The following is a 17,388-nucleotide window of genomic DNA, read 5'->3' as shown; positions in this document are numbered from 1 at the left end:
TTTTTCCTTGGCCTTTTCACGACCGAATCCCGGGCCTGGCCCGGGACGATCTGGGAAATTGCTGCAGGCGTCACTTCCATGCGGCCCTCGAAAGGGAAGGAAGATGCTGCCGTATCGATACGCCGCTTGCCTGGGCTGAGGGATGTCAGGATCTTTTCTTTTCCTGACCAATGCAACTTTCGGCCTGTATGACAACCATAAGCAAGTAATAGGCAATCGTATAATGACGAAACTCATTAAATCTTTGCACAATAAAAACGCCGAGCCATCCTCCCCATGAGCCATCACCCATCGTCCCCTCACCCCGCTGCCGTCCCGACCTCACGGGCCAGCCGCATTGCGCTGCTCAGCACCGGTATTGCCGGGTTTGACGAGATCCTGGGCGGTGGCCTGCCGGCGGGCAGTCTCTACCTGATCCAGGGGCTGGCCGGTAGCGGCAAGACCACGCTGGCCTCGCAGGTCGGTTTTGCGCAGGCACGCGGTGGCAAGAAGGTGATGTTGTTGACGCTCATTGCCGAATCGCACGCCAAGATGCTCAATCATGTGAGCAATTTCGATTTTTTCGACGAAAGCCTGGTCGGCGACCAGATGCAGATGTTGAGCGGCTACGGCGCGCTGGCCAGTGAGGGTTTGCGCGGCCTGCTGCGCCTGATCAGCGCCGAACTGAACCGCCATCGTCCCTCCATGCTGATCATCGACGGCTTCCGTTCGGTGCGGGAGTCGGGACCGTCGGATCTGAACCTGTCGGAATTCATGCACTCCCTGAATGCCCTGGTGTTCACCATGAATTGCACTACGCTGCTGCTCTCGCCGGTGGAAGGCAATATGCCCGAGTCGGAAAACACTCTGGTTGATGGTGTGATCGAACTGAGCCAGTACGAGTCCGGCATGCAGCTGGTGCGCGAGATCAAGGTCTTCAAGCTGCGCGGCGCCAATCACCTGCTGGGCAAGCACGTCTTCGAGATCAACCAGAGCGGGGTCGAGATCTTCCCCCGCTTCGAAGCCACCGCCACCCGCGCGGGCAAGGTGCCGGGCACCTCGGACCGCTATGTCAGCGTGGGCATTGCGTCGTGGGACAAGTGCATCGGCGGGGGCGTGGTCAGCGGTTCGCTCACCTGTCTGCTGGGCAGCCCCGGCGTGGGCAAGACCCTCATGGGCCTGCATTTCATCGAGCAGGGTTTGAAGGATGAACAGCAATGCCTGATCCTGGGTTTCTACGAATCGCCCGAGCGCCTGCTGGCCAAAGCCCGCAAGGCCGGGATGCAGCTGGATGAACATATCGACAGCGGGGCTCTGCAGATGATGTGGCAGCTGCCGTTGGAAATGCTGTGCGACGATCTGGCCAAGCGCATGCTGGACAACATCGCCCAGCGTGGCGTGACACGCCTGTTGATTGATGGCGTGGATGGCCTGCGCAGCATCGTGGTGCAGCAGCAGCGCATGCGCCCCTTCCTGGTGGCCTTGACCAATGAACTGCGTGCGCGCGGCGTGACCACTTTCATCACCGAGCAGTTGCCGTACTTCCGCGAATCGCGGCCCCAGGTCGATCCCAGTTCCTCGCAACTGTACGAAAACATGATGCTGCTGGAATACGTGGTCAAGGATAACGTCAACCGCCGCCAGATTTCCGTGATGAAACTGCGCGAAAACGGCTACGACGGCGCCAGCCGCCTGATGAACATCTCCGACGCCGGCATCGAGATCGATGGCCTGGTCACCCCTGTTACCGCGCCGGTTGCGGATGGACGTTGACCATGTCCGGTGTGTCACCTCCCCAGCCGGCGGTCCAACCGCTGCTCCTGATCGTCGACGATGAGATCGACATCACCGACACCTATGCCATGCTGCTGGAGCTGCACGGCTATCGCGTGATGACGGCCGTGCACGGCGCCGATGCGCTGCTCAAGGTGCAGCAGGCCTGGCCCGATCTGGTCATCTCCGACTGCATGATGCCGGTGATGAACGGACTGGAGCTGTGTAGCGCCCTGCGTGCCTTGCCACAAGGTGCCGGCCTGCCCATCATCCTGTGCAGCGGTGCACCCGAACGTCACGATCTGTCGCAATCCAGTCACAATCTGTTCCTGCGCAAGCCGGTCTTCTTCGAGCAACTGCTGGCCGAAATCGAGCGCCTGCTCGGCACGCACGCCTGATCCCCCCACCCCTGATTGCCCCGGCGCCCATGGCAGAGCTTGGCCAGGGGCGGTCTTGCGCGTCTTTCCCTCACGCTCGTGCCGGGCACGCAGCGCCTGTCCCCGGATTGCGGTGACGCCATGTTGTCCGAGTTTCAGGAATTTCCTGATATCGCGTTTCATCGCCAACCATCACCATAAATCACGACAAGTAACCGTGACATGACGTGCGGGATAGAGGGCGGGAGGACAAGGTGGCAACGATCAGCAAGGCACCGACCGTATTGGTCGTGGAAGATCACGCGGAGTCGCGCGCGATGTTGTGCGGAATATTGCAGCAGGGTGGGCTGCAGGTGGTGGCGGCTGCCGATGGCGTGGAGGCCATCGCGCTCATGCCTGAGCATGTGCCGGATCTGATTCTGACCGACCTGCGCATGCCGCGGATGGATGGCATGGAGCTGGCGCGCTACACCAGCTCGCATGAACGTTTTTCCCGGATTCCGGTGGTGCTGATCAGTGCCCACCTGCCGGCAGCCAGTGCGCGGCTGTCCACCATTGCCGCTTTTTTACTCAAACCATGCTCGGTAGACCACCTGCTCGGGACGGTCACGGACCTCCTGCGCCAACGGGCGCAAAGCCAGGCCAGGCGGAGTTTTCAGGTGTAAGGGATCTGCGAGTTTTTATGATTTTATTTGCAGATATTTTCTGTATAACGTTGTGATTATGGAAAGCATTTCCGCGCTCGCAGAAGGTCCCGGTTCCCGTCCGGGAGGGGCGCATGGGGATGCTCCGGCAGTCATAAAAACAGGTTTCGTCCGGAACAAAAGAGTGATGAAAGTACTTATCGTAGAAAGCGATCTCGACTGGCGTAACACGTTGAGCGCACATATGGGGGAATTGGGATACGAGGTCTCGGTCTGCTCGGCACTGGGGCAGGCCAGGGACACGCTCAGGAGCCGTCAGCCCGACATCCTCATTTCCGACATCGGCTTGCCGGATGGCAGTCTCCTGCCGGAACTGGCCTCGCTGCGGCAGAATTTCCCGTCCATGGGCATCATCATCCTCACCGCCGCCACGCGCAGCCAGGAGCGGGTGCGCTGCATGAGCGACGGCGCCGATTACTACCTGGTCAAGCCGGTCAAGCTGGAGGAAGTCTCGGCCACGCTCACGGCCCTGGCGCGGCGCATGAAGACCGCGCCGCACCAGAGTTCGCCGCAGTCCGAAAAGTGGGCCTTCAACCGTCGCTCCGGACGCCTCTCCAGCAATGGCGCGGTGGCGCTGCAATTCACCGACAAGGAAAGCATCGCCCTGGCTGCGCTGCTGCAAAGTCCCAACTATCCGGTCTCGCACGCGCAATTGTTCGACCTGCTGCGTTCCGGGGGCGAGGAATATGATGCCCATCGCATCGATGCGCTGATCTACCGCGTGCGTCAGAAATTGCGCTCGTTGCAGGAGGCACCCATGCAGATCCGCAATATCTACGGCGAAGGCTTCCTGATGCTGCGCCGTTGCTCGACCGTCGATATTGTCCTGGAGTCCTGAGCCGCAAGAGGCTCGCGCCATTTTGTCATTGGCTTCACCTGTTACTGAAGCCCGCCTGGCAGCAGAGGCTGTCGGGCGGGCTTTCTGACTTGTTCCCGTCACTAGGGCCTGTTCACATTAAATCTCGCAGATTTAATGTGAACAGGCCCTAAACTTCACATCGGCCTGAAACCGGCAGGGATGCTGCCAGGTCCGCCAACGACGGCAAGAAATGCTGCATTGCGGAAGCTTCGCCGCTTTTGGGGTATCATTGGGCAAGTTTCGACGCCAAATCGTATTTCTTCGCTTTACGTTTTCCGCTGAATCTGTCCTTCGCAGACATGCCCAGCACTGTCCCGGCATGCCCTCTGCGCTTACCCGACCGAACAAGTTGAAGCAGGCCATCCGGCTGGCTGCGGCATTGCCATGGGTTCGCTGATCCTGTGGCGATGCTGGCGGCGCTCCGGATTGCCGCTTTGCTGCTAGTGAACCATCATGACCACTTCTGCCCGATCTGCTGAATTGACCGGGGCTCTGAACGAGTCCCGGCATCGTCCGCTCACTTCCTCCGACTACCGCACCCTGGGCCTGTCCGCCCTGGGGGGCACGCTGGAGTTCTACGACTTCGTCATCTACGTGTTCTTCGCGGCGGTGGTCGGCAAGCTGTTCTTCCCGGCCGACATGCCGGAATGGCTGCGCATGCTGCAGACCTTCGGCATCTTCGCCGCCGGTTATCTGGCGCGCCCGGTGGGCGGCATCATCATTGCCCACTATGGCGACGTGATCGGCCGCAAGCGCATGTTCACGCTCTCGATCTTCCTGATGGCGGTGCCCACGCTGGTGATCGGTCTCCTGCCGACCTATGCCAGCATCGGTGTGGCCGCGCCCATCCTGCTGCTGTTGATGCGTACCCTGCAGGGTGCCGCCATCGGCGGTGAAATGCCGGGTGCCTGGGTCTTCGTGGCCGAGCACGTGCCGGCCAACCGTTACAGCTTCGGTGTCGGATCGCTCACTGCCGGCATCACCGGTGGCATCTTGCTGGGGTCGCTCATGGGCATCTTCATCAACAGCGTCTATGGCCCGGCTGAAGTGGCGGCGTATGCCTGGCGCATTCCCTTCATTCTCGGGGGCGTGTTCGGCTTGGTGTCGGTGTATCTGCGTCGCTATCTGGAAGAGACCCCGGTATTCCGCGAGCTGGCTGCACGTCGCCAGCAGTCCAATGAACTGCCCTTGAAGACCGTGCTGCGCGAACACCGCGCCGCCAGCTTGCTGACGGCCGGCATGACCTGGTGCCTGTCGGGCGCGGTGGTGGTGGTGATCCTGATGACGCCGTCCTATCTGCAGACCGTGCATCACCTGCCGGCCAAGCTGGTGATGCAGGCCAACTGCGCCGGCACGCTGATGCTGACCTTGGGTTGCCTGGCCATCGGCTGGCTGTGCGACCGCATCGGCACGCGCGTCAGCATGATCATCGGCTGGGGTGGCCTGGGACTGTCGACCTGGTGGTTCTATGGCCAGTTGCCGGGTTCGCCCGCGTCGCTCATCGCGGGCTATGCGCTGGTGGGCCTGTTCGTGGGCAGCATTTCGCTCACCCCCATTGTTTCCACCCGTGCCTTCCCGCCGGCGGTGCGCTTTACCGGACTGTCCTTCGCCTACAACATGGCTTATGCCGTCTTCGGCGGGCTCACGCCGGTGCTGATCTCGCTGTGGATCAAGGCTGACCCGCGAGGTCCGGCGCTGTATGTGATCGGCCTGTCCATCCTCGGGGTGCTGCTGGCCTTCGTACCGATGAGCAGCAAGGGCTACCGGGCCTGATCGCAGGCGCGAACGCAAAAATGACCAGGCCCGGTAGCGCAAGCTGCCGGGCCTTTGTTTTCTTGATGATGCCGTGGACGTGCAACGCGGCCAGCGCGCCTTCTGGGGGCAACCCTCCGGGAGAGGCCGCCAAGCGTCGCCTGCCGTTGTTGCAGCTCCTTGCCGTGGCACCACCACGGCGCGTCGCCGCGCTAGGCAGTCAACGCTTGGCGACCTCTCGCACTCGCAGATTGAATGTGAACAGGCCCTAGTTGACCAGTTCCCGCTTCAGTTCGGAAATCAGGGCGGGATGCAGCGCGCCGGCACAGAGGAAGGCCGGCCATTGTCCCTTGACCAGATCCATCTCGCGTTCATCGCGGCACAGCAAGATGACCGGTACGTCGGCCAGCTGCTTCTGTGCCTTCAGGTAATGTGCCAGACGCAGACCGCTCATGCCTTCCATGGCCAGCTGCGCCAGTACCACGTCGGGGCGGTCCAGCGCGATGTGTTCGATGGCATCGTTGCCGCTGCTGGCGATCTGGATGTCGATGTCGTTGATGGCCAGCCATTCGGTCAGCGCGCGGCTGATCTCGGGCTGGCTGGTGGCGATCAGGGCGGTCTTGTGCATGAGTGGGCGCTCCATCAGTCATGAAGTCATGGGACAAGCTCATCATGCACTGCGGGCAACATGGCCGCCATCGGGGTTTTCCTGAGCGCCGGCTCAGCTCATGCTGCTCATGGCTTCGCAGCTTTCCGCGCAACGCTGGCAGACGGTCGCGCATTCCTGCATGTCGTCATTGGCATTGCAGCGGGCCTGGCAATGGCGGCAGACCTCGGCACAGATGCCGCAGATCTGTCGGCAATATTGCGATCCCGCCAGTTGCCAGTTGGCCGAGAGCTGGCACAGTTCGGCGCATTCCAGCAACAGGCGTACGTCGTCGGCGGCCAGCTCCTGCGCCGCCGCCGGGCTGATGCCGAAGGCGGCCTTGCGACAGACTTCGTGGCAGTGCTGGCAGGCCTGCAGGCAGGTCGTCATCGAGGACGATGAACTTGTCTGCTGGCTGGACTGATGGACATTACGGGTCTCGGAAACGGTTTGGGTGCTCATGATGGACTCCTTGTATGGATTGAGGGGAGCGATGTCTGCAGACATGCTCAGGTGTTGACGATTTCCCCGCCGTTAGGGTGCAGCACCTGCCCGGTCATGTAGGAGGCGCCTTCGGTGGCGAGAAAGACATAGGCCGGTGCCACTTCGTCTGGCTGGCCGGGACGGCCCAAGGGTACGTTCTTGCCGAAGCTGGCGACCTCTTCTTCACTGAAACTGGCCGGGATCAGCGGGGTCCAGATCGGGCCCGGCGCGACGGCATTGACGTGAATACCGGCCGGGGCCAACTGCTGCGACAGCGAGCGGGTGAAGGCCACGATGGCACCCTTGGTGGCGGCATAGTCGACCAGGTGCTTGCTGCCACGATACGCAGTCACCGAGGCGGTGTTGATGATGCGTGCACCGCGCGTGAGAAAGGGCATGGCTTCCCTGACCAGGTAAAACATCGAGAAGATGTTGGTGCGGAAAGTGTGCTCCAGCTGTTGCTGCGAGATCTGCTCGATGCTCGTGGCCGGGTACTGCTGGGCCGCATTGTTGACCAGCACATCCAGGCGGCCGTAGGCATCCATCACCGCACCTACGGTGTTGCGGCAGAACTCGGGCGAGCTTACGTCGCCCGGCAGCAGCAGGCAGGGGATATCGAGCGCCTGCACCTCTTTCTGGGTCTGGCGGGCGTCTTCCTCCTCCTCCAGGTAGACGATGGCCAGGCGCGCGCCTTCGCGGGCATAAGCCAAGGCTACTGCGCGCCCGATACCGCTGTCGCCACCGGTAATGAGCGCCACCTTGCCAGCCAGGCGCCGTCCGGGTTCTCCGGTTGGTGCGCTGTGCGGACGTGGCTGCATCTCTTGCTCACTGCCGGGTTGATGGGATTGGTGTTGGGCCGGAAGGGTTCCGGTGCTGGCTTGGTTCATGCTGTCCTCCATGTCGTGATGTCCCATGGTAGGAATCCGGGGCGCGGAGGTCTGTAGTCCCGCGCCGTGATCGGGGCGCAGTCCCTCACTGACGGTGATGACGGAGAGGCTGAAGATGAGATCCGTGCCCATCCACCGCCACTGCCGTGCCTGTGAAGCAGAGACAATTCAGCCGGCACCATGCAGGCTTGTCTGGAGCGGGAATTCGGATGGGCAAGCAGTCGGGGAGGGATGCGACGTATGGGTTCTTGGTGGTCTGGCAAGACGCATCGTGTCGCACAGTTGGTTAATTGTCGCCTGACAGCGTCACATTGTTGTCACAGGAATGAAATATGATCCGCGGTCTATCCAAAAATCACGACGCGGGCGAGCACGGTGGAAAGTCATTTCAGTCTGACTCCGGCGACAGGGAGCAAGTTGTTCCAACCGACAGCGGGAGCGCTGGCGGTACAGGTGCCGGTCGTCCAGTTCGATGAGAACAACGCTGCCGTCCTGGAGATCTTCGGCCAGCACAAGGAGCTGGTCAGTCTTCCTGTGGTGGAACGGCAGCGGCCCATCGGTCTCATCAGCCGTCACATCTTCATGTCCCAGATGTCCAAGCCGTATCACCGCGAGCTGTACGAGCGCAAGAGCTGCATCGCCTTCATGGACAAGAACCCGCTCATCGTCGAGGCCGCTACCCCCATCGAAACGCTGGGCGCGCTGGCCGTGGCCTCGGGCGACAAGACCCTGGCTGATGGCTTCCTGATCGTCGAGCAGGGCCAGCTGGCCGGCCTGGGCGCGGGCCTGGCCCTGATGCGTGAACTGGTGAGCATGCAGGAAGAAAAGAACCGCCAGGTCATGCAGAGCATCGATTACGCCAGCGTGATCCAGCGCGCCATGTTGAGCGCCTCGCGCGCCGCCATGACCGAGGCGCTGGCCGATGCCTGCCTGGTGTGGGAGCCACGTGACGTGGTCGGCGGCGACTTCTATCATTTCGAAGCGCATCCCGGCGGCTGGTTTGCCGCCGTCGCCGACTGCACCGGTCATGGGGTGCCGGGTGCCTTCCTGACCCTGATCGCCTCATCCTCGCTGAAGCAGGCACTGGAACTGCATGGCCCGCACGACCCGGCGCGCCTCCTGCGCGAGGTCAACCGCAGCATGAAGCGTGTGCTCGGGCAGCACGGCCAGTCCGACAAGCCCTCCGAATCGGACGATGGCATGGACGCCTGTTTCTTCTGGTTCGACAGTGCCACCCGCACCCTCACCAGCAGCAGTGCCAAGATGCCGCTGTTCCTGCTGGTGGCCGATGGCACCGAAGTGCTGACCATCGAAGGCAAGCGTGTCGGTCTCGGCTATGTCGACACCCCCGACGACATGCAGTGGGATAACCACAGCCAGCAGCTGGCACCGGGGACCATGATCTTCGTCTGTACCGATGGCGTGATCGACCAGATCGGCGGTCCCAGGAACATCGCCTTCGGCAAGCAGCGCCTGCGCCGCACCCTGCTCGAACACGGCCACCTGCCGATGCCGGCGCTGGGGCGCGTGGTCATGGACATTCACGGTCATTACCAGGGGACGCAGCGGCGACGCGATGACATCTGCTTCTTCGGTGTGCGCCTGGCGGCGGCGCTTCAGGATTCTCTTCAAGACTCTCAACACGGAACACAGGCATGAACGGTATCCAACAGGAGTGGGCTGAGTTCCACAGCTATGTCGCCCGGCGCGACATCGTCTTCTACTACGTCGGCTATTTTTCCCAGACCATCATCGCCGCCATGGCCGAGGCCGTGAAGCTGCGCGCCGAGCATACCGGGGCGCTGGCGCAGACGCGGCGCAAACTGTTCTCTTCCTTCATCGAGATGGCGCAGAACATCGTCCACTACTCGGCAGATCTGCACGAGAAGGAAGGAAAAGTCACAGAGCCGCCCATGCGCCATGGAGCGGTCTACATCACCCAGACCGATGGTCGCTACTTCCTGCATTGCGCCAATCCCGTCGATGCCGAGATGGCCGACAGGCTGCGGGCGAAACTGGAACACCTGCGTTCGCTGACCAATGACGAAATCAAGGCTGCCTACAAGGAAATGCTGCGCACCGAGACACCGCCCGACAGCAAGGGTGCCGGTCTGGGTTTCCTGACGGTGGCGCGCGATGCCAGTGCGCCGCTGGACTTCGAGTTCTCCCAGCCGGCCGCCGATGGCGCGCAGACCTTCTATCTCCGGGCCACCATCTGAGGGCCCGCCGCCTCTGACACACGACACCATGGACAACTTATTCATCGCCGCCAGCGCCAGCTCCCCCGAGGTGGATTTCCGCTTCGACCAGCGCACGCTTTCGCTGAAGGGCGAATCCTACCCCGAGAATGCCGCCCAGTTCTGGGGCGAGATCATCACCACGCTGCGCCGCTTCCTGGTCGACGATGAACACGGCGGCACCATCACCGTCAACGTGGCGCTGGCCTACTTCAACAGCTCCAGCACCAAGATGTTGTTCTCGCTCTTCGACGCCTTGAACGAGAAGGCCGAGAGCGGAACCGAAGTCGTTCTGAACTGGTACCACGACGAGGAAGACGACACCATCTTCGAATTCGGCCAGGAGTTGCAGGAAGATTTCGCCGCGCTGGTCTTCCACGATCACGCGGTGCAGAGCTGATGGACCGCGACGATCTTTTTGCGGCCGAAGCCGAGGCCCTGCACCGTGCTACGGCAGTACTGGCCGATCCCGCCAGCGCCCCGGCCAGCCATCGCGCGGCGCTGGAGGAACTGGTGCAGCACTATGGCCAGCTGATGCGCCAGAGCCGTCGCCTGATCTCGCGCAGCGACCGCACCGAGCGCGAGCTGAACCTGCTCAATGCGCGACTGCAGCAGTTGAGCGATGAACTGGACTACAAGGCGCGGCACGACAATCTGACCGGCGCCCTCAATCGTGGCGCTGTCTTCGAGCGCGCACACCAGATCCTGGAACAATCGTCGATGTCGCTGATCGTGCTGGACATCGATTTCTTCAAACGCATCAATGATGAATTCGGCCATCCGACAGGCGATGCCGTGATCCGCGAACTGGTTGGTCGTCTGCGCACCACGCTGGCAGGCAACGGCGTCATCGGCCGCGTGGGTGGCGAGGAATTCACCATCCTGCTGGCCGGGGTGGCGCTGGAACAGGCAGTGACCCTGGCCGGCAGGATCCGCCAGGCGATTGCCGGTGAACGTTTCCAATGCCTGTCGGCGCGGCCGGTCACCTCCAGCTTCGGAGTGGCCTGGGCCACCGCCGGCAGCGATTTTGAAGAAGCCTATGCCCGTGCCGACCAGGCCTTGTATCAGGCCAAGCGCGGTGGGCGCAATCGGGTGGAGTCCGAGGATACGGTGACCGGCTGAAGCCCAGCGCCCCTCATCGTGCAGGGGCTCGATGAGGCGAGCGACCGCCCGCAGGCGCCTTCAGTAGCGCGTCATGGCCGCCACCAGCGCGGCCAGCGAGTCGGCATTCATCTTGCGCATGACCTGCTGGCGATGGGCCTTGACGGTGCGTTCCGAGGTGCCCAGTTCGGCGGCGATCTGCTTGTTCAACCTTCCCTTGACCAGACGTTCCAGCACTTCGCGTTCGCGCCGGGTGAGGGTCTTCAGGCGTGCATGATGTTCCTGCCGCTGCTGCATCTGCGGACCGGATTCATCGAAGGGCATGAGCGCACCCCGGAAAGCTTCCACCAGCTGCTGCCGCACCATGGGCTGCGCGCCATGCTCACTGGCCGCGCCGGGGAGGGGGCGCGGGCCGGCATCGTGGTGCCCGCTGTACATCTCCTCCGGTGCATTGGCGGCGGTATGGCCGGTGATGACGATCAGGGGCCGGCCCAGTTCACGTTCATCCAGCAGAGAACGCAGGCGCCGCGCGTCGAGATTCTGCATGTGGACTTCCAGCACCAGCCCGCCAGGGGCGCTGCCGGTCGTGTGCTGCAGGAACTGGGCCGCCGAGGAATGGTGGGCGACGTGGAATCCGGCGGCCTCCAGCAGGCGGACCAGCGGGCCACCCAGAGAGTCTTCACCACCGACGATGTGAGCGAGATGTGCAGTTGTCATGTTTTTCTTCCTTGACCGATACGGACGCATCGAACGGGTCTAATGGGCTTCACCGCTCCCTCGTCAGGCAGACTGCTTTCCTGGGGACAAGGACATGCGGGAAGAAAAACGCAGTTTTACCGGGATGTCGAAAATAGTCGACGCTGGCTGAAATTCAGGCCAGTGAGTTCAAATTTATTCGAATATTTCCTCGTTATTTTTCGAGATGCAGCTGCGGTGCAGCGTGCAGCGGCCTGTTCGCAGACGTGTGGGGAGGTGTTCCTGCCGTGGCTGGCTTCAACTTGCGGGGACGGGTGCCGTGTCGGTCCGGCTCACTGTCTGCCCGTATACCTGTGCTCGTCCGTGTGCCTTGGCCTGATACAGGTTCTGGTCGGCCAGGGCGATCAGCGAGGCGGGGCTGCTGCTGTGGCCTGGCGCATCCACCGAGGCCACCCCGATGCTCAAGCTGACGTATTGACCGATCTCCGACCTGGCATGGGGCAGATGCAGCCGGGCCACGGCGTCGCAGACGTCGCGTGCCAGCTTCATGGCCTGATCGAGACCGGCCATGGGCAGGATGCAGGCGAACTCCTCGCCGCCATAGCGTGCCACGCAATCGTAGCTGCGGTGGAAGTTGCTGCGGATGGCGTGCGCCACTTCGGCCAGGCATTGGTCGCCAGCCTGATGACCGTAGTGGTCGTTGTATTTCTTGAAGTAATCGATGTCGATCATCAAGAGTGACATGGCTTGGCCGGAGCGCTTGCACAGCTCCCATTTCTCGGCCAGCTCGCTGTCGAACTTGCGACGGTTGAACAGGCCCGTGAGCGAATCGGTGACGGCAATGTTGCGATAGAAATCCGATTGCAGCTTCAGCGTCAGGTGCGTCAGTACGCGTGCCTTGAGCACGGTGCCGTTGATGGGCTTGCTGATGAAGTCCACGCCGCCGGCATCGAAGCCCTTGACCTCATCTTCCTCGCTTTTCAGTCCGGTCAGGAAGATCACGGGGATGCCCAGCGTGACGGTGTTCTGCTTGAGCCGTTCGCAGGTCTCATAGCCGTTCAGTCCTGGCATGTTCACGTCCATCAGGATCAGGTCCGGTACGACCTTCTCGCTCAGCTCGATGGCCTGCACACCGCTGGTAGCCATGAAGATCTCGTAATCGCCCTTGAGCAGGGCATTGGCCAGGCGGATGTTGATGGGCTGGTCGTCGCACAGCAGTACGCGCGGGCGGCTGCCGCGCAGGGACGAGAGTTCTTCCAGGATGCGTTTCAAGTGGATTCTCCGAAGTGATGATCGAGATGGGCCAGGGCCGCCGGGAAATCGAGTTTCTCGATCAGTTCCCACAACTGCTGGTAGTAGGGTTGTCGCATCAGCCCATGGCGCTTGCCGATGGCTTCGGCCAGATCCAGCGCTTCAAGGTTGCTCGACGCTAACAAGGCGTGCAGCTGCTGCCTGTCAGGAAAATCGGTCGCCTTTGTCGAGGCCGGCAGCTCTTCTGCATCGGCCAGCGGCAGCCCCGCCGGCGATGGATCGCGCACCCCTTGCAGTGCCTGTACGGCCAGTTGCTGCAGGACTACGCCGGCATCGCGCCGCACTGCGCCCTGTTGTTCATGCCAGCCCGCTGCACGGGCAGTGAAAAGGGCATCGGGCGACTCTTCCCGTGCAGCGCGACATGCGTTCTCGATGTCGGCGAAATACGCGGCCAGGCCGCTGGCGCCGATGGTGGCGCACAGACCCTTGAAGGCATGACTGCTCTGGCCGATGTCTACTGCCGAGACCTGCGTCAGCGCCGCCTCATATTGCGTGAACAGCCGCTCCAGTTCCGCTCCGGCGGCATCCAGCGTGGTACGGTAGACGTCGCTGGCCTGACGGAAGCGCCGCATCACGTCGGCGTGCTGCTCGACCTGCTGGCGGTCGGCGGGCAGGGAGACGGCGCTGGTCTCGGTCGGTGCGCGTTCTTGCGGGGCGGCGGGGCGATCGTGCTGCAGGTGCGACAGCAGGGTAGGGACCAGTGTACTGACGTCGATGGGTTTGGCAATGTGGCCGGCCATGCCGGCATCGATGCAGCGGCGGCGATCTTCCGGCGAGGCATTGGCGGTCATGGCGAGGATGGGGATATGGCGCAGGTCCTGCTGGCGACGGATGCGCCGGGTGGCTTCGATGCCGTCGATACCGGGCATCTGCAGATCCATCAGAATCAGGTCGAAATGGCGCTCGGGATCGCTGGCCAGGGCTACGCCGGTGCTACCGTTCTCGGCGCTGGTGATGTGCGCGCCGCATAGCGACAGCAGACCGCTGGCGACCTGACGGTTGACGGCATTGTCTTCCACCAGCAGGATGTGCACGCCTTCCAGTTCGCGTGCGCCCTCGCGCACGGCTGGGGAATCGGCATGCGGGCTGGCCTGGTCCGCGCGCGCCTGCGACAGCGGCGTGGCATCTTCGATCTGCATCGGCAGGTCGAACCAGAAGCGGCTGCCGCGTCCCGGTTCGCTGCTCACCTGCAACTGTCCGCCCATGAGCTGCACCAGATGGCGGCTGATGGCCAGACCCAGGCCGGTGCCCCCATAGCGGCGGGTGGTGGAGGCCTCGGCCTGGGTGAAGGCATCGAAGATGTCCTGCAGGCGTTCCGGGGCGATGCCGATGCCGGTGTCGCACACTTCTACTCGCAACATCAGCTGCTGCGCGTTGCTGCCCGGCAGGCGCGTCAGCTGTACGTCGACTCGTCCCAGATGGGTGAACTTGAGCGCATTGCTGATCAGGTTGACCAGCACCTGCTGCAGGCGGTAGACATCGCCCACCACGCGTTGCGGCAGCTCGCCGTCCAGTGCGATGTGCAGACTCACGCCTTCCTGGGGCGGGCTGCCCGCCAGGATCGCGGCGAGATCGTGATGCAGTTTTTCCAGCGAGAAGGCCTGCAGTTCCAGCAGTACCTGGCGGGCATCCATCTTGGAAAAATCCAGCAGGTCATTGAGCAGATTGAGCAGCGACCGTGCCGAGATTTCGGCCTTGTTCAGGTAGTCGCGCTGGGCCGGTTGCGGCTGTGTCCGTTGCAGCAGCTGGATCATGCCCAGCACGCCGTTCATGGGGGTGCGGATTTCATGACTGACGCTGGCCAGGAACAGGCTCTTGGCCGAACTGGCCTGCTCGGCCTTCAGACGCGCCTCGACCAGGTTGTTTTCGAACTCGATGCGCTGGGTGATGTCCAGGTTGATGCCGATCACCCGTACCGGCGCGCCCATGCCGTTGCGGTCCACGTGCGCCCGAGCCTGCACGAAGCGGATGCTGCCGTCCTCGCGCTGCACCCGAAACACCGGTTCGAATTCTCCGGTACCGGCCAGCGCCGCCTGCAGGGCTGCTTCTACATAGCCGACATCGTCGGGATGCACGCGACGGCGCCAGCCGTCATAGGTGGTGACGTGGCCGCTGCGACCATCGCCGATACCGTAGATCTCGGCGATCTGGCGGTTGAATTCCAGCGTATCACTGTGGCGGTCCCACACCCACACGCCCAGCTTGGCCACTTCCGCAGCCAGCATCAACTGGTCGCGCGCGGCCGCCAGTTCGGCTTCCTGCTGGCGTTGCAGGCTCATGTCCATGGCGATGTAGAGATCGCCGATATGGCGCTGGCGGTGGTCCAGCATGGAAGTCTGCTGACGCGTGACGGGCAGAGTCACGCCATCCTTGCGACGATAACGCAAGTCGCTCACGGCCTTCTCTTGCGCCGTTGCCTGGGCGCCGGTGGCCGGACTGTTGAGACGGCCCGAGAAGGCTTCTTCCTTCATCTGACCGATCACTTCCTCGGCCGGATAGCCCAGCATGCGTTCAGCGCCGCGATTGAAGAGAGTGATCACGCCATCCGGTGCGGTGGCGATGATGGCCACACCGGTGGCCGAGCTGAGCACGTTGTTGAGCAGGGCATTGGCCTGCTGTACCTGGTCCAGCAGGGACTGGTTCTGGGCCAGTGCATCGCTGAGCTGGTTGCGGTTGTGGGTGATCTCGGTCACATCATGGGCCACGACGTAGAAGCCGATTACATCCCCGGCTTCGGTGATGTCGGGGATGTAGGTGGTCAGGACGTGCTTGTAGCCGTTGACGGCATGGGTGAAGGTGCGCTCGAAGATCTGTTTTTCGCCGGCCAGCACGGCATCGATGTAGGGCAGGGCACTTTCGTAGAGCTCCGTTCCTACCAGGTCCAGCATGTACATGCCGGTGATTTCACCATGTGCCCGTCCGAACACTCGCTCGTAGGAGGCGTTGGCGAAACGGTTGATGAGATGCTTGTCCCAGTAGCCAACCAGCGAGGGCATCACGTTGAGCACGGTCTGCAGCATGGTCTTGGCCTGGTGCAGCGCATGGGTACGCTGCTGCACAGTCAGTTCCAGTTCTTCGTTGATGCGGTGCAGCTGGCGTTCGATGCGTTTCTCGCGCGTGATGTCGCGCAGCATGAAGGCCTTGCCGATCTGTTGCCCGGCACGGTCGCGCAGCGGGAACATCAGCGCCGAGGCATAGCGCAACGCCTCCCCCTGCAAGCTGACCACGTGTGGCTCCTCCTGCTGACCGGGGGCGGGACTGAAACCTGTCCCCGGCTGCCGGGCGTTGCTGCGCTGGTCCAGTTCGCGCAGCGTTGCGTGCGCGGACAGGGCCGTGCCCAGTGCCCGATCCTCCGAAAGGCCCAGAGTATCGGTGGCACCCCGGTTCCAGGACGTGATCAGTCCATGGGCATCGGTAGTGACGATGGCGTCGGGCGAACTGTCCACCACGGCGGCCAGCAGTGCGCGCGCTTCCTGCAATTTGCCTTCGCGGGTGGAAAAGACCTGATAGGCCAGCGCGATGGCCAGGATCAGCATGGTCAGCGTACCGCAGGAGAGCAACATGGCGCGGTCGCTGATGAACTGGTGCGCCTGGGTGTATTCAGGGGCGGCGCGGATCGCCAGTTTCCAGGCGCGGCCATAGAGCGGCAGGGCGGTATCGAGGGTGACGGCGCCATCGATCTGGTCGAATCCGCCGCTGCGGAACAGTTCGACCGCAGGTGCGTCGCTGGCCACGTCCTCCACACGGATCTGCAGCGAATGGACGTTCCAGCGCCGGCTCAGTTCGGACAGGATGTCGTGTACCGACAGCGGTGCGTAGGCCCAGCCGATGATTTTTTCCCGACGCTGCTCCATGGTCGGCGGAGTGACCGAGCCGGCATAGATGGGCAGCAGGAAAAGATAGGCATTGGCGGCAGTGCCTTGCTTCTGTACCAGGCTGATCGGCGTGGTCAGTTCGGCGCGGCCGGTCAGCATGGCGTGGTCGGCGGCCGAGCGGCGTTCGGGCGAGGAGGCGATGTCCAGACCCAGGGCTTGCCGATTGGGAACGATGGGCTCGATGTATTCGATGACGTAGCGTTCACCGGGATTGTGGGTGAGCTCGGTGATGCTGGAAAACAGCATCTGCTCCTGGCGTACCTTCTTCTCATAAGCCGGCAGCGCGGCCAGCGGCACATGACGGATGAAGCCGAAGCCGCCCGCCCAGGGGAACTCCTGGGCCAGATCGCGGCTGTCCATGTAGCGCAACAGTTTCTCGCGGCTCAGTTCATCCGCGCCGATGGCCAGGATGGCGCCACGGGTACCGCGCAGGCCGTGTTCGTAGCGGCGCAACAGGGATTCGATGTCGTCGCGGATCCAGCGGCTGTCCAGTGCCAGACTGGCCTGTACTTCCTTCTGGTTGAGTTGCGACAGGCCGGCCACGCCCGCCAGCAGCAGGCTGAAGGCGACGAGCAGGAACAGGCAGGTATTTCTCGTGATTCTGGTCATGATCAATATTGTTATGGTGGAACAGCCTCGCGTCCCCCAACGCGAACGGGCGCCCAGCGCCCTGTCCTGCCGATTGCAACAGTCCCGGGTCGGGCTGGC

The 17,388-nt window shown here is 62.7% G+C and carries 15 protein-coding genes; 9 read left to right on the top strand and 6 right to left on the bottom strand.

Features of this window, described 5'->3' with window-relative positions; translation table 11 throughout:
• The first annotated feature begins 276 nt into the window (after window positions 1–276).
• From HWE01_RS01640 to HWE01_RS01620, 5 genes are all read left to right on the top strand, one after another.
• Complete coding sequence (locus HWE01_RS01640; protein ID WP_241820936.1) at window positions 277–1,752, top strand: DUF7125 family protein; 1,476 nt, start codon at window positions 277–279, stop codon at window positions 1,750–1,752.
• A gap of 2 nt (window positions 1,753–1,754) precedes the next feature.
• Window positions 1,755–2,150, top strand: coding sequence for a response regulator (locus tag HWE01_RS01635; protein WP_241820935.1), 396 nt, complete (start codon window positions 1,755–1,757; stop codon window positions 2,148–2,150).
• A gap of 233 nt (window positions 2,151–2,383) precedes the next feature.
• Window positions 2,384–2,794 carry a response regulator gene (locus HWE01_RS01630; RefSeq protein WP_241820934.1) on the top strand — a complete coding sequence of 137 codons (411 nt, stop codon included), beginning with the start codon at window positions 2,384–2,386 and terminating at the stop codon, window positions 2,792–2,794.
• 166 nt (window positions 2,795–2,960) lie between these two features.
• Complete coding sequence (locus tag HWE01_RS01625; RefSeq protein ID WP_034350931.1) at window positions 2,961–3,671, top strand: response regulator transcription factor; 711 nt, start codon at window positions 2,961–2,963, stop codon at window positions 3,669–3,671.
• A 474-nt stretch (window positions 3,672–4,145) separates the two neighbouring features.
• Entirely contained in the window at window positions 4,146–5,465 is a 1,320-nt protein-coding gene (locus tag HWE01_RS01620) for an MFS transporter (protein ID WP_034350929.1), read from the top strand.
• Window positions 5,466–5,712: 247 nt separating this feature from the next.
• Here the strand turns inward: HWE01_RS01620 and HWE01_RS01615 are convergent, their stop codons facing one another.
• The 3 genes from HWE01_RS01615 to HWE01_RS01605 all read right to left on the bottom strand — a co-directional run bounded on the left by HWE01_RS01615 (window position 5,713) and on the right by HWE01_RS01605 (window position 7,460).
• Window positions 5,713–6,072: a response regulator gene (locus HWE01_RS01615; RefSeq protein WP_241820933.1), complete on the bottom strand. Its 360-nt coding sequence runs from the start codon at window positions 6,070–6,072 to the stop codon at window positions 5,713–5,715.
• A 93-nt stretch (window positions 6,073–6,165) separates the two neighbouring features.
• On the bottom strand, window positions 6,166–6,552 hold the full coding sequence (locus tag HWE01_RS01610; RefSeq protein ID WP_008331671.1) for a four-helix bundle copper-binding protein: 387 nt from the start codon (window positions 6,550–6,552) through the stop codon (window positions 6,166–6,168).
• A gap of 47 nt (window positions 6,553–6,599) precedes the next feature.
• Window positions 6,600–7,460 (bottom strand): SDR family oxidoreductase, encoded by an 861-nt coding sequence (locus tag HWE01_RS01605; RefSeq protein ID WP_034351224.1) that lies wholly within the window; start codon window positions 7,458–7,460, stop codon window positions 6,600–6,602.
• A 375-nt stretch (window positions 7,461–7,835) separates the two neighbouring features.
• Here HWE01_RS01605 and HWE01_RS01600 point away from each other — a divergent pair, with 375 nt between their 5' ends.
• From HWE01_RS01600 to HWE01_RS01585, 4 genes are read left to right on the top strand one after another with little or no spacing between them, the layout of a single operon-like run.
• Entirely contained in the window at window positions 7,836–9,119 is a 1,284-nt protein-coding gene (locus HWE01_RS01600) for a PP2C family protein-serine/threonine phosphatase (RefSeq protein ID WP_241820932.1), read from the top strand.
• Complete coding sequence (locus HWE01_RS01595; RefSeq protein ID WP_241820931.1) at window positions 9,116–9,679, top strand: SiaB family protein kinase; 564 nt, start codon at window positions 9,116–9,118, stop codon at window positions 9,677–9,679. The genes HWE01_RS01600 and HWE01_RS01595 overlap by 4 nt, the downstream gene beginning before the upstream one ends.
• A gap of 28 nt (window positions 9,680–9,707) precedes the next feature.
• Window positions 9,708–10,097, top strand: a complete 390-nt coding sequence (locus tag HWE01_RS01590) for a DUF1987 domain-containing protein (RefSeq protein ID WP_241820930.1) — start codon at window positions 9,708–9,710, stop codon at window positions 10,095–10,097.
• Entirely contained in the window at window positions 10,097–10,819 is a 723-nt protein-coding gene (locus HWE01_RS01585; protein ID WP_241820929.1) for a GGDEF domain-containing protein, read from the top strand. Before HWE01_RS01590 ends, HWE01_RS01585 begins: the two co-directional genes overlap by 1 nt.
• Window positions 10,820–10,879: 60 nt before the next feature.
• Here HWE01_RS01585 and HWE01_RS01580 read toward each other — a convergent pair whose 3' ends face one another.
• The 3 genes from HWE01_RS01580 to HWE01_RS01570 form a co-directional block, all read right to left on the bottom strand.
• Window positions 10,880–11,515, bottom strand: a complete 636-nt coding sequence (locus HWE01_RS01580; protein ID WP_241820928.1) for a response regulator transcription factor — start codon at window positions 11,513–11,515, stop codon at window positions 10,880–10,882.
• A gap of 276 nt (window positions 11,516–11,791) precedes the next feature.
• Window positions 11,792–12,766 (bottom strand): diguanylate cyclase, encoded by a 975-nt coding sequence (locus HWE01_RS01575; protein WP_241820927.1) that lies wholly within the window; start codon window positions 12,764–12,766, stop codon window positions 11,792–11,794.
• Window positions 12,763–17,289: a CHASE domain-containing protein gene (locus HWE01_RS01570; protein ID WP_241820926.1), complete on the bottom strand. Its 4,527-nt coding sequence runs from the start codon at window positions 17,287–17,289 to the stop codon at window positions 12,763–12,765. Before HWE01_RS01570 ends, HWE01_RS01575 begins: the two co-directional genes overlap by 4 nt.
• Window positions 17,290–17,388: the final 99 nt, after the last annotated feature.

This window comes from Herbaspirillum sp. C7C8 (genome assembly GCF_022627875.1).
In the GTDB taxonomy this organism is placed as follows: domain Bacteria; phylum Pseudomonadota; class Gammaproteobacteria; order Burkholderiales; family Burkholderiaceae_D; genus Herbaspirillum.
The sequence above is the reverse complement of the archived record's forward strand: the minus strand, read 5'-3'. Positions and strand labels throughout refer to the sequence as shown.

Bases quoted from the DNA above. Each gene is read 5' to 3' on its own strand.
- HWE01_RS01640 (WP_241820936.1), top strand. From the start codon at position 277: ATGAGCCATCACCCATCGTCCCCTCACCCCGCTGCCGTCCCGACCTCA.
- HWE01_RS01635 (WP_241820935.1), top strand. From the start codon at position 1,755: ATGTCCGGTGTGTCACCTCCCCAGCCGGCGGTCCAACCGCTGCTCCTG.
- HWE01_RS01625 (WP_034350931.1), top strand. From the start codon at position 2,961: ATGAAAGTACTTATCGTAGAAAGCGATCTCGACTGGCGTAACACGTTG.
- HWE01_RS01620 (WP_034350929.1), top strand. From the start codon at position 4,146: ATGACCACTTCTGCCCGATCTGCTGAATTGACCGGGGCTCTGAACGAG.
- HWE01_RS01615 (WP_241820933.1), bottom strand. From the start codon at position 6,072: ATGCACAAGACCGCCCTGATCGCCACCAGCCAGCCCGAGATCAGCCGC.
- HWE01_RS01610 (WP_008331671.1), bottom strand. From the start codon at position 6,552: ATGAGCACCCAAACCGTTTCCGAGACCCGTAATGTCCATCAGTCCAGC.
- HWE01_RS01605 (WP_034351224.1), bottom strand. From the start codon at position 7,460: ATGAACCAAGCCAGCACCGGAACCCTTCCGGCCCAACACCAATCCCAT.
- HWE01_RS01595 (WP_241820931.1), top strand. From the start codon at position 9,116: ATGAACGGTATCCAACAGGAGTGGGCTGAGTTCCACAGCTATGTCGCC.
- HWE01_RS01590 (WP_241820930.1), top strand. From the start codon at position 9,708: ATGGACAACTTATTCATCGCCGCCAGCGCCAGCTCCCCCGAGGTGGAT.
- HWE01_RS01585 (WP_241820929.1), top strand. From the start codon at position 10,097: ATGGACCGCGACGATCTTTTTGCGGCCGAAGCCGAGGCCCTGCACCGT.
- HWE01_RS01580 (WP_241820928.1), bottom strand. From the start codon at position 11,515: ATGACAACTGCACATCTCGCTCACATCGTCGGTGGTGAAGACTCTCTG.
- HWE01_RS01570 (WP_241820926.1), bottom strand. From the start codon at position 17,289: ATGACCAGAATCACGAGAAATACCTGCCTGTTCCTGCTCGTCGCCTTC.